Here is a 13,129-nt window from a genome sequence, read left to right as displayed (position 1 = left end):
AAAATCTTGACATTTGAGACGATTTGGCTTATAAATTGAGTTTGATAGTCGTAACGCATAAGTCAGTAGTTTCGACATTTACGAACAAGTTTAATTACTTGATTAGAAATTTAGAAAGATTTAAATTAAATACATCAGGTTTAAAAGAAGAAATGAACCACTTAAAACCAATGTTTAAAAACGTAATTAAAGAAGTGGATAATAACCTATCTGAATACTTTAAGTAGATTTTTAATTCTATTCTATTGTCCGCAAAAGTGGGTTTAAAAAATTTTGTTTACCAACCAATCAAAATATGAATAAAGCTTAAAAAATAAATTTAATATCATAAGTTTAATAAACATTTTTAAACTATAAAAATGTTGCGATTTGATTAAGAATTAACATGCAATTTAACGCATAAAAGTAAAAAAAGTGCCGTTTTTTTAAGCAAATCAGCACTTTTTGTATATTTTTATAATTAGTTATAGAATTATAAAAATCATTAAAAGTTTAAGCTGTATAAAAAAAATCATTATTGAAAGTATTTTAAACATAAAACCAGCAATAACAATCTAAATTTAATACAGTATTAAATGTACATAGAAATGGGGATTAAAAGACATGATCGATAATATCAAAAAAGAAAAACTAATAAAAAATATTAATCATTGAAAAACGAAATTACTTGACTTAACTTTAAGAAACAAATCCTTAAATATTGGTATCTCTTTAAAAAAGACCATTCCCAATAAATTAAAAATAGTTTATCCTGACTTTTATTCATTACTAGAATTGTTCAATAACACTGAAAAAGAAGTGTTCCCATTGGCGATTTATGACCAAGTTAGAAAATATACAGAAAGCCAATACGGATATGAAGCTTTATATTCACATAATTTAGAAGATATTGAGTAACAAACAACTATCAAGAAAAATCAACTTTATCCAGAATTTGGTGAGTCTATATTTTTAGAAACAATTAAGAAAATTGAGAAAAAGGCAAGAACTTTTAGAGAGGAATATTCAATTGATATTGCTTATATAACATTTGGTTTAGTGAAGTGATACGAGTCAACAACTTCATATGAGCCAAATTACGCTCCTTTATTATTCTATCCAGTAGAAATTAAAAAAGATAGCAATACATCAGGTTGAAGAATTACAAGAAAAGCGGAAAATGATTTTATTCAAAATGAAACATTAGTACGTAAAATGAAAAATAGTTTTAATGCTGACTTTACATTTGAACCTTCAAATAATAATGCCAATGAAATGTTTGATGAATATGCTGAAAAAATTCTAGGCCAAATTAGCGATAAAAGATGAGAAATTACAAAAGATATTTATTTATCTACATTTGATTTTAGTAATATATACATCTACAAAGATATTGAACAAAATATTGAGAAAATATCTGAAAGTGAATTTTTCAAAAGAATGATCAGCGCTGAAATTGACGATGCAACAGATATATCTAATATTAATGAAACAAATATAAACCAAAAGATTGATATTCAAAATCAATATAAAATTCTTAACTCAGATTCTTCACAAGAAATCGCCATTCAAAATGCCATTGAAGGAAAAAGTTTCATCTTACAAGGACCTCCCGGAACAGGTAAATCCCAAACAATTACAAATATTATTACCGAACTTATAACAAGAGGTAAAAAGATTCTTTTTGTTGCTGAAAAAAATGCTGCTCTTCAAGTCGTTTTCAACAACCTTAAAAAAATTAAATTGGAAAAGTATGCGATGCCTATTCACGACACAAAAGTCGATAAAAAAGAAATATTAAGAGATATTAATAAATCAATCGAAGAGGCAAGATTATATGAAATCGATGACAACAATATTCAAACATTGATTTCTAACTATCAAAGAAGCAAAGAATTTTTAGAAAAATATGGAGAAATCTTATTAAGAAAAAGAGAACCTCAATACAAAAATCTTTACGAATATATTGGTAAATATTTTTCATTAAATGACTTCCCCAACATAAGATTCAGTATTAATAATATAATGTCTATTAATGGTGAAGATTTTGAAAATATTAAGAATACAATTCAGTCATTTGAACATTCACTGAAGAACATAGATTTTAATTTTAAACAACATCCATGGTACGGTTTATTAAAGGATGCAATTAAATTTAAAGAAAAAGATGAGATTGAGGAAAAACTATTTTTCTTAAAAGATCATTCAAAAAATATTGCTACTTGAATCAAAAACTTGAATATTTTTGCACAACCAAACGACTTTTATAATGAATTTTCTAAACATACTTTAAATATAAAATTTGTTGCAAACTTCATTGAAAATAATAACTTCAAGGATATTTCAAACTATTTAAATGGCGGTATTGATTTAGAAATTATAAATTTAAAAGAAATTATTAGTGTGTTCAATGACAAAACCGCTAAATACGAAACCCAATCTAAAATTTGAAAGAATTTAGAATTTTTTGAAACTAATGATGCTATAGAAGTTTATTCAACACTTAACAAAAACAAATTTAACCCTTTTAGGGTTTTTTCAAAAACGTGAAGACAATACAGAAGTTATTTCAAAAAACAAAATGTATATGAACCTGAAAATCTGTGAAAATTAAGAATCCTTGATGAGGCTAAAAAATTCGCTGAAATAAAAGAATTGGACACAAAATTTAATGAACTAATAAACAAAATAAATCTAAATTTAGACAACTTCAATATTGATAAAGTTAATGAAGTTTTAACCAGTCTTGAGTTTATTAAACAAAATAATAATGATATCCTAACAATATTCAATGCGTATGTAAAAACTTATAATCAAAACAAAGAATCAATAAAGACAAATATAAATAATTTAAACACACTATGTGAAAATATTGAATTTTTTGGTTCCTTATTCGACAATAATATTGTAAATTTTAAAACAGTATCACTAGATGATTTTCTATCTAAAACAATAACATTATTGACAAATATGGATTCAATAACTAGCTACATAAGTTTCATTAGCGCAAAAAATAGGCTTGCCGATTTAGGCCAAAGTTCTTTCATTGAAGCCATTATTTCAAACAATATAGATAGCAATTTTGAAAACATTTATCTTAGAAAATTCTATGAAAAACTAACAGAAACTATTATTCAAACTGAAATTTCAAATGCAGATACAGTTTTACTAAATCAATGTGTAAATGTATTTAAAGAAAAAGACAAAGAAGCTAATGCTTTGGCAAGAGATAAAATTATTTTAGAAAATGATAAAAGAATTAAATCTAGTTTATTCTTCGCCGCTGCTAATAGTCAGTATATGTTGCTTAAAAAAGAAAGCAGTAAAACTCGTGCCATTATGCCTTTTAAGAAGTTTTTTGAAAAAGCGCTTGAACTTATTTTAAATATAAAACCTTGTTTAATGCTTTCTCCTCTAACAGTAAGTAACTTCTTTAAAGATGTTGAATATACATTTGATACAGTTATATTTGACGAGGCATCTCAAATTAGACCAGAAAGTGCTATAAGTTCATTATTTAGAGCTAAACAAGTTATAGTCGTTGGAGATAAGGAACAAATGCCTCCATCAAACTTCTTTTCATCAGCAGAAAATGAAGAAGGCTTTCTTGAAGTCGAGGATTCAACAGATAACTTTTCAGATGGCTATGATTCACTTTTAAATTTAGCTGAAGCTAGCCTTAACTCAATTAGACTAAAATGACACTATCGTTCAAAATTTGAAGAATTAATTTATACATCAAATAAAGAAATTTATAAAGACTTAATAACATTCCCTAACTCTAAACAACCTAATGATATCGAAGGATTAAGATTCCTTTACGCAAAACCAAATAAATACATTGGCGAAACAAACACATTATTTGAAGAAGCAAAGAGAACGATAAAGGAAATTATTGAAAAGTATCAAAATAAATATTCAATCGGTGTTGTTGTATTTAACGCCGAAATCTTAAATCAATTTGAAAGAGAAATGGATAAATTCATTCATGATAATCCACATTTAAAATTTTATTTTGATGAAGATAGAGAAGATGCATTTTTTGTTAAAAACATTGAAACAGTTCAAGGTGATGAAAGAGATATCATATTATTCTTGCTAGATAATAAAAGGAACGCAAACGGTGAAGTTAGTGTAAACTTTGGAGCAATAAATAACAGCGAATCCGGATATAAAAGACTTAATGTTGCAATATCTCGTGCCAAAAAAGGTTTAATTCTTATATCATCATTCAAAAGTCATGAAGTTAATTGATTCAGAAGTGAACAAAGAGGTGTTAAACTTCTTGAAAAATTCATTAAAAACGCTGAATTCGGAATAAACACCTTAGAAGATTTAAAAGAAACGAGCGGAGGTGTTGAATCACTTTTCGAACAACAAGTTTATGATAAACTTACTGAACAAGGTTTGACTTTAAAAACACAAGTCGGATCATCAGGATTTAGAATTGATTTAGCAGTGGTTCATAAAAATAATCCAAACAAATATATTCTAGGAATAGAATGCGATGGATCAACCTATCACTCTTCAAAAACAACACGTGATCGTGATAGATTAAGACAGGAAGTGTTAGAAGCAAGAGGTTGAAATATTCACAGAATTTGATCAACCGACTGATTCAAAAACCCCGATGCACAAGTTAACATTATTTTAAATAAATTGCAAGAATTATATAACAACACTAATTCGACTGACGAATCAGAAGACAACGAAGAAATGATAAAATCATTCACAATAGAACTAAATGAACATGAAAATGAACAAGCAACTTTCCCAGCATTTCCTGATCTAGATAAATTTATTGAAATGAATAGTTTAAAATTTTTAAAATCATATCAAGGAGAAAGAAGTCTTATTATTGCTCAACTATTTTCAGTTGCAGGTGCATTGCCTTATAAAACTTATGAAGGTATCGTTAAAAAATTACTACGCGAAGATCGTTTAACAAATGGTGTTAAAATGTTAGCAAGCAAATTAGCATATGGACTGGGTAGCAAAGATGAATACCTATTCATAGTTCCTTCTTTCCCTGGTTTCAATTTTAAATTTAGGGAAAGCTTTTCAAAAGAAACAAAAAGATCAATTTTTAATATCCATCCATATGAATTGCGTGATCTATTTATAACAATATTAGAAAATTCTTATATTACAATTAGCTTAGATGATTTCTGTAGAGAATTATCAAATAGAATTAAAACACAAGTTTCAAACCTACAACAAAAAAATTACGTTCTTGATATTTTAAACAAAATGGCAAAAGAAAGAAAAATTCAAAAATTAGATGATGAATTATTCAAAGCCAATGATAAACTCGACTAATAACTAATCAAATAAATTCAATATAAATATTCAAAATTATTTCCCAGTTTAAGTATAAAAAAATACAAATACATCTTAAATTAAGGCGTATTTGTATTTTTATTATTATTTTTTAACTACAATTATTAACCGCAATATACAGATATTAAACAATCTAAGCACCTACTCCTTTAAAATAAATGAAACAAATTATTAAAAATAGAAGAAAAATTAAAATTTCTTTTTTTATCATAATCGTACTGGTTCTTTTTATTTTTTCAATATTTAATATTGACACCAAAACATTTATATAGAGCTCTCTGATCTCATTATAAAAAAGATAACAAATATTTTTGTTGCCTTATTGGGTTTTTAGGAGTTATTTCAATATATTGATTCGCAAAGAAAAAAACAACGGTATATTTAACCGAAATACTCAATGCAATTTTATACGCATTCTTTTCATTTGCAAATGGCTTAGTCATTGATGGAATTCTATAATTCATTTATATAGCAATATTGATATCGATATTAATTAATAAAAAAATCAAGAAAAATTTCAAAATAAGTGAGCCAAGAAGTTCATTATATTCGTCACTATTATTTGCGTTATATTTTTTAATTTTCTTTGTAATATTTTACTTTTCAAACCCATTTACCAACAATATATTAGGAAAAATATTCAATATAAATTATTTAGAATTTGGCTCAAATTTTAAATATAAATTAGTGTCTGCTATACTGTTAGCAACATTAAATTCAATATCAGTAGCCGCTTCAACAATAATGGCGTTAGATTTTAAAGATTCGTAAATTGTATGATGTTTAAAAAGCATAATATGCTTTGCGTTTTTCTCTGGTGTTGCCTTTCCAAATTTCGATGCTTTGATCATAAACATTATCCATTTTTCGATTTCATTATATCTATATTTTGCAACTTCAAGGAGAACAACATTAAGAATTACATTTTCAGGAATGGGAGCAAGCAAAAAATCTACTGTTATAAAAAATATTGCTCCTTTTCTAAATGAGCACGGTATTAAAATTATTGACAAAAGACTGACTGATACAAGCATTTTTCTAAACTATATGAATGATTTGAAAAAGAATGGATATAAAACCAAAAAATATTTTTCAAGTATAGACTAGAACAAATTAAAAATATGCAACAATTTGACAAGTGTTTAATTGATAGACATATGATTGATGACTTTTTATTTCTAAGGTTTTGATCAATATGAATTTTTTTACAAAATCACAAAAAATTAAATGAAATTTATTTTATAAAACCAAATACAAATTCCTTTTATTAATACAACTAAAAATTGATATATGCTTTGCAATTCTAAGAGATTACGAATTCATACAGAATAATAGAAAAAACGCCAGCTTAAGTCACAAAGTAGAGTTCGAAAGATGAAGAAGATCGGTCGGGCTAAAAAATGATTTATTTTTTAAAAATGTAAATAAAGAATATTTATAAGATAACGGAGTACTGGGAAAAATATTGGCTAAAAATCTTAATTACTTCTCTAAAAAACATTTTGTATTCATAAATACAGAATATTAAATTTCCAGCGAACACATCAAGAAAATAATCGAAAAAGAAATGAATAAAATTTATATAGTTTAACGAGGTAAAAATATTCAGGGTCCGAATTTTTTTATGTAAGGATTTAAGTGAAAATAGTTTAATTCTATTTCGCACATAATAAAATCACCGATAACATTTTACTATATATAATAGATAGATCATTTTTGTTACAATTTAACATTTATATTCATTTTTTAAAAATACTACTCATATTAATTGAGTAGTATTAGAGACTTATATTATTCTACTTGGTATATTTTTAAAAAATTATTTTGTTCTAAAATCAATAACTGCTCTTCCAAGAAATTCGCCTTTTTCAAGTTTTTCAAAAATTTCTTCAACATCTTCAAGTCTAACAATTTTTGTAACTTCTGATTTTACCTTTCCCTCAGCTGCATATTCAATGGCTTCTTTAAGATCTTGTCTAGTTCCTACAATTGAACCAACCAATTCTTTTTCTAACAGAACAGTTCAAAAAATAGAAACATTAATATCAACCTTTCCCATAGCATCCTTGGCCGGCAATCCCACCAAAACTTGGCGCCCACCACGCCGTAATATTGCCATTCCTTGTTCGGCTGCTGTCGGATGTACTGAAGTGTTGATAACAGCATGGACTCCACCGTTTGTTAACTGCATAATTTTACTTATAAAATCAGGATCTTTTCGTGAATTAAAGGCAGCAACCGCCTTACTCTTCAATGCTAAGTCAACCTTATCATCGCTAATATCTATTCCAATAGCCTTATATCCCATTGCATTTGCATATTGAATCGCAAGTTGACCTAATCCACCAACACCTATAACCGCTACATAATTATTAGGTTTAATGTTAGTTCTCTTTAAAGCCTTATATGTTGTAACACCAGCACAAATAATTGGCGCGCCAGAAACAATATCAAATTTTTCAGGAATAATTGCTACATAATCCTCATGACCAATAGCATATTCAGCAAATGTGCCATCTTTTGTATAAGCAGTCATATTTTGGTTAGGACATAGAGTTTCTCTTCCGGTTAAACAAAACTCACAATGACCGCATGTGTCATGAAGCCAAGCCAAACCAACACGATCACCAACTTTAAGTCTTGTACATCCTTCTCCGAGTTCACTAACAATTCCGATCCCTTCATGTCCAGGAATGAGTGGATATTTTGGATCTACTAATCAATCAGCATTAGCTGCATGCAAATCAGTATGGCATATTCCACTTGTTTCCATTTTTATTAATACTTCCTTATATTTGGGTTTAGGAATAGCCACTTCTGTTATCGATCAATCCTTTGGTCCCCTCACAACAAATGCTTTCATTTTTGTCATTCTAATATACCTCCAAAGTTATTTACATTTAACTTAAATTATATCAATAATATTCTAACTTATCATATTTTAAAAATGTCGGTTTGATATTGTGCTTGTTGTTAGTAACTATACTCATAGCATTCAAAAAAATATTTAATAATAAATATCGATAATGCATATTAAACACAAAAATTTCATAACGCATGAATAAATAATAAAAATAGAATGTGCTCATTATTTGGCACACTCTATTTTGCTTGTTTCATCGAACGCATTACGCTTCTAATTTGCGCTTCAGAAGCCTTGCGACCCATTTGTTGAAACATAACTCTAATCATCTTTTCATTGATTGGTGGGTTTTCTTTTAATTGCTTTTCAAATTTTTTCTTTGTTATAAAAATAGCTAAAATAGCACCAGCAATTCCAAATATGATAGGTAAAATTACTAATAAAACGATTCCTCATACAGGCATAATATTTTATCTTCCTCTCTTCATAATTCTTTTAACAATTAATAAAATTATAATAGGTATAACTAAAAGCACTAACACACTTATAAAAAAAATTTTAGCTCAAAACTTATGTGCTTCTGCTCTTATTTTTGATAGTTCCGTATTGCTCATCACGTCACTACCAAAAAAAACTTGAATATCAACCATTCTTTTTTTTCTTTGGATTGTTCCAATAATAAATAAAAGTAAAACCCCAAGCATTATTCCACAAAGAATATAAATAACTAAATTTGGGTCGGAAAAAGCCTTGTGTATTCAATCCTTAAAGTTCAAAATTCATCACTGAGCATCCTTAAGGCCTCAAAAGGCAAGAGTAAATAAACCCACATAAAATAAAATCGCAACAACAAATCATGTAATTCTAACTTGTCTTCTCATAAGTTTTTCATACAATGAGGCAATAAAAGGTGGAGCAAAACTAATTCCTTGTTTTATTTTTTCACGATAATCATCAACAGACTTAGATAGTGCATTCAGGTCTATTACATCCAAAATAAGTAATACTAACGATATTAATCCAAATAGGATTGGAGAAACATATCACCCTCATGGGACTAATTTAATATCTTTGCTTAGATAACTAGAAAATAATGAGGGCGCAAATGCAAATAATAAGCAAGATATTAATGCCAAAAAAAATACAAATAAATAAGCTGATATGCTAAACTTTTTTAATGATTTTTCAGCTCTGAAAACCTTATATATTCCATTTGGTATTAATCCTTCAGGGTCGAGAGTTTTTTTAATGTTGGAACTTAATGATTTTGTCTTGATTTCTGCACCTGACATATTATTAACAGTTAACATTTCAGAATATTTTGCAACTACATCGCTACTTTGAGAACTATTGGTTATAATTGGTTTTAATTCCATAAAAGCGCAGTCCTTTCTCATGACCTATTTTTTATTGTTATCTGTTTTTAAGATTGCTAAAAAAGCTTCTTGTGGCACCTCAACACTGCCGATCTGTTTCATTCTTTTTTTGCCCTCTTTTTGCTTCTTTAGCAATTTTTGGCGTCTTGTAACATCTCCACCATAAAGTTTAGCAGTTACGTCCTTACGATAAGCCTTAATTGTTTCTCTTGCGATAATTTTACCACCAATCGCCGCCTGAATCGGAATTTCAAAATTTTTTCTTGGTACTACCTCCTTAAGTTTTTCGGCTAATTCACGACTTTTATTGTATGCGAAATCACGATGAGCAATTAGCGCTAAAGCGTCAATTTTTTCCCCATTCAACATTATATCTACCTTAACAAGATCGCTTTCTCTTAAGCCAATATGTTCATAATCAAAAGAAGCATAACCTTTTGAGTAGCTTTTCATTAGATCAAAAAAATCGAATATAGTTTCATTTAGTGGAAGTTCATATATTAAACGTCTTCTTTTTTCATCTAAATACTCAATATTAATATACTTCCCTCTTTTTGATTGACAAAGTTCCATAATAGACCCAATATATTCCTCAGTTAACATAATTGATGCTCGGATATATGGTTCCTCAATAGTTTTAATATAACTACGATCAGGAAATAATGAAGGATTGGTAATATATTCAACCTCACCATTTGTTAGAGTAACAACAAATTCCACAGAAGGGGCAGTTGCTAATATATCAATATTAAATTCTCTTTCAAGTCTTTCTTGTAAAACGTCCATATGTAATAGACCAAGAAAACCAATTCTAAAGCCAAATCCAAGGGCCTTTGAGGTTTCGGGTTCTCATATTATTGAAGAATCAGAAAGACTAATTTTTTCTAAAGCGTCCTTTAAGGCGTTATAATCCCTGTTATCAACGGGGAAGAATCCAGTATAAACAACAGGCTTCATTTTTTTATATCCAGCAAGAGGATAATCGACAGGATTATCTAACAAAGTTATAGTGTCACCAACAGCGACATCCTTAACATCCCTAATTGATGCAGTGATCCAACCAACTTCACCGGCAGAAAGTTTATCTCTTTTTTCTTCATAAGGATTCTTAACACCTAATTCTGTAACCATATATGATTTTTTGGTTTGCATAAAGTAAATGGTATCACCTGGTCTTACTTCACCATTAAAAATACGCGTATAGATAACAACCCCTCGATAATTATCAAAATAACTATCAAATATCAAACCTTTAAGAGGCTTGTTGGGATCAGCTTCTTTGGGAGCAGGTATTCTTTCAATAATTGCTTCAATAACATTATCGGTATTCTTTCCTGTTTTAGCTGAAATTAAAATTGCATCACTTGCATCAATGCCAATTATACTTTCGATTTCTTTCTTAACTCTTTCCGGTTCTGAACTGATTAAGTCAATCTTGTTTATAACCGGTATTATCTCAAGATTATTTTCAATAGCTAAATAAACGTTAGCTAATGTCTGTGCTTGAATACCTTGTGTTGCATCAACTAATAAAATAGCCCCCTCACAGGCTGCTAGACTCCTACTTACTTCATAGGTAAAATCAACATGACCAGGTGTATCGATCAAATGAAAAATATAATCCTTATATTTAATCTGAACAGCATTTAATTTAATAGTAATCCCTCTTTCCTGCTCCAGATCCATCGAATCTAGAATTTGAGGTTTTGATTCACGCATTGTAATTGTATTAGTTTGTTCCAAAATACGATCTGCTAATGTACTTTTTCCATGGTCAATATGTGCAATTATTGCAAAATTTCTAATTTTAGGATTCGTCATATTTTTATAATTATAAGTTTAAAATGGATTTTTAATACTTTTTTCTAATGATATTATTATATAATACTTCCATGCTATACGTTTTATATAACTCATTATCAAAAACAGGTAGAAATCAATCGAAAATATTCAATATTGTTTCCAAAATCGTCAAAATAATGAACGAGGATTCCTTAAAAATTATCAATGTAGCAAGTAGCAATAATAACAATTCCCTGCTAGATCGCCTTACTAACGAGGATAAAATTATAATCATTGGTGGCGATGGTACCCTAACACACATTATTAACACTTTAAAACAATCGTGCGCTAAACCAGAAATATATGCATATAAGGCGGGTACGGGAAATGATTTTGTGCGAAATGTTAAGATCCACCATAAACCAGAAAAAAGATCGCGACATCTTTACAAAATTAATGAGTTTATTGAAAAATTGCCAATAATTAAGTCAGGAAATACATATAGATATTTCTTGAATGGAACTGGTTTTGGAATTGATGCTCTAATTGCTAAAACTGTTAATGAAAAAAAGAAGTCAGGTGCAAGGGGTTCTTTTTTTCGAACAACAATTGAATGTTTAAAAAAATATAAGAGATTAAACAACATAAAGATTACTGTTGATAAAAAAGAGTATTTTTTTAATAACATAAATCTTGTTTCAGTAATGAATGGGCCTTATTATGGCGGAGGAATGAAAATTGCTCCAAATGCCGATATACTATCTGATAAATTATGTGTTATTGTCGTGCATGATTTAGCAATTACAAAACTTCTCGGTGCTTTTATGCTAGTCTACTCAGGAATGCATACTGCAATAAAAAACGTTGAACAAATATTTGGCAATGAAATCAAAATCGAAAATATAACCAATGATTTTTCGCAAATTGATGGCGAAATATTTGAAACTGGATCTATTATAGAATTTAAAAAATAATTTTTTTGCTACAACTTAAGCTTTTAGAAGTTTTTATAACCAAAACAAGTTTAAACTACAAAACAATAATTAAAAATATTTGGACAAATATCCAAATATTTTAAAATTTTCATTAAATATTATAAAAAGGCAGGCTAGCAGCAGCAGCTGCATGTGAGGCGAGACCAAAAATTAATGAAATAATTAAAATTGGTAATATTAATGAAACAACAATACCACCTATCGCCAATCCTTTACCAGATCCTCCAAGATTCTTAGATTGTACAAGACCAACAATACTAAAAGCCAAACCTAATAAAGGAATAAAAAACGCAAAAACCAATCCAAGAATCGCAAAAATATTGTTTTGTGTATTATTCTTTACTTGCTTATTAGAATTGTTAGAAAGATTTGCGCTGCAAATTGGACAAAACTTAACATATTCATCAAAATGCTTATTACATTTTCCACAGAATTTCATATTTTTAATATCCTTTCAATATATAAATAAATATAACATTATTAAATGTTTCATATAAATAATACTATATATATATATATATGAACGAATATCATCTAAAACAGGGCACTTTTTAGCTTTTTCTAGTGATTTTACTATCAAGAAGGCAGTTGTTTATTGAAAGCATTCTATTGATTTATTTCCTATGTTTATCATAAAATTTTTATGTTTTAGAAAACAAAAAAACATCTTGAAATATAACAAGATATTTTTTGTTAAAACATTTTTTGTTTTCATATTGATAAACTTCATTAATTATTATAGATTTTTAAATAACTGATAGCTTATTTTTTATTTGTTCTAATTCCTTAATTTT

Annotated in this window: 9 protein-coding genes and 1 pseudogene; 4 read left to right on the top strand and 6 right to left on the bottom strand. The window is 28.0% G+C overall.

Annotated features, from left to right (window positions below; genetic code table 4):
- The 3 genes and pseudogenes from ACWXVP_RS03070 to ACWXVP_RS03060 all read left to right on the top strand — a co-directional run.
- Positions 1-227, top strand: a 227-nt coding sequence (locus ACWXVP_RS03070) for a hypothetical protein (protein WP_456013017.1), incomplete at its 5' end; no start/stop codon positions are given.
- A 376-nt stretch (positions 228-603) separates the two neighbouring features.
- Positions 604-1,185 (top strand): annotated as a pseudogene (locus ACWXVP_RS03065) (DUF4011 domain-containing protein); the annotation flags it as partial.
- A 9-nt stretch (positions 1,186-1,194) separates the two neighbouring features.
- Complete coding sequence (locus ACWXVP_RS03060) at positions 1,195-5,298, top strand: AAA domain-containing protein (protein ID WP_456013019.1); 4,104 nt, start codon at positions 1,195-1,197, stop codon at positions 5,296-5,298.
- A gap of 671 nt (positions 5,299-5,969) precedes the next feature.
- Here ACWXVP_RS03060 and ACWXVP_RS03055 read toward each other — a convergent pair.
- The 5 genes from ACWXVP_RS03055 to lepA form a co-directional block, all read right to left on the bottom strand.
- Complete coding sequence (locus tag ACWXVP_RS03055; RefSeq protein WP_456013015.1) at positions 5,970-6,353, bottom strand: hypothetical protein; 384 nt, start codon at positions 6,351-6,353, stop codon at positions 5,970-5,972.
- A 785-nt stretch (positions 6,354-7,138) separates the two neighbouring features.
- Positions 7,139-8,191, bottom strand: a complete 1,053-nt coding sequence (adhP, locus tag ACWXVP_RS03050) for an alcohol dehydrogenase AdhP (RefSeq protein ID WP_456013013.1) — start codon at positions 8,189-8,191, stop codon at positions 7,139-7,141.
- 230 nt (positions 8,192-8,421) lie between these two features.
- Positions 8,422-8,646 carry a YneF family protein gene (locus ACWXVP_RS03045; RefSeq protein WP_438340363.1) on the bottom strand — a complete coding sequence of 75 codons (225 nt, stop codon included), beginning with the start codon at positions 8,644-8,646 and terminating at the stop codon, positions 8,422-8,424.
- A 6-nt stretch (positions 8,647-8,652) separates the two neighbouring features.
- On the bottom strand, positions 8,653-9,558 hold the full coding sequence (locus ACWXVP_RS03040) for an MSC_0882 family membrane protein (RefSeq protein ID WP_438340364.1): 906 nt from the start codon (positions 9,556-9,558) through the stop codon (positions 8,653-8,655).
- A gap of 24 nt (positions 9,559-9,582) precedes the next feature.
- On the bottom strand, positions 9,583-11,379 hold the full coding sequence (gene lepA, locus ACWXVP_RS03035; protein ID WP_456013011.1) for a translation elongation factor 4: 1,797 nt from the start codon (positions 11,377-11,379) through the stop codon (positions 9,583-9,585).
- Positions 11,380-11,450: 71 nt separating this feature from the next.
- On the opposite strand from lepA, the gene ACWXVP_RS03030 reads away from it, so the two are divergent.
- Positions 11,451-12,314 (top strand): diacylglycerol/lipid kinase family protein, encoded by an 864-nt coding sequence (locus ACWXVP_RS03030; RefSeq protein WP_444704817.1) that lies wholly within the window; start codon positions 11,451-11,453, stop codon positions 12,312-12,314.
- A gap of 112 nt (positions 12,315-12,426) precedes the next feature.
- On the opposite strand, the gene ACWXVP_RS03025 is transcribed toward ACWXVP_RS03030, so the two are convergent.
- The gene (locus ACWXVP_RS03025; protein ID WP_455966167.1) at positions 12,427-12,774 is read right to left on the bottom strand and encodes a hypothetical protein; all 348 of its coding nucleotides are present in this window, start codon (positions 12,772-12,774) and stop codon (positions 12,427-12,429) included.
- Positions 12,775-13,129 lie beyond the last annotated feature (355 nt).

It is taken from the genome of Mycoplasma sp. 1781, from assembly GCF_053851675.1.
Note: the sequence above shows the minus strand (reverse complement) of the source record. Positions and strands in the feature narration are given on the sequence as shown.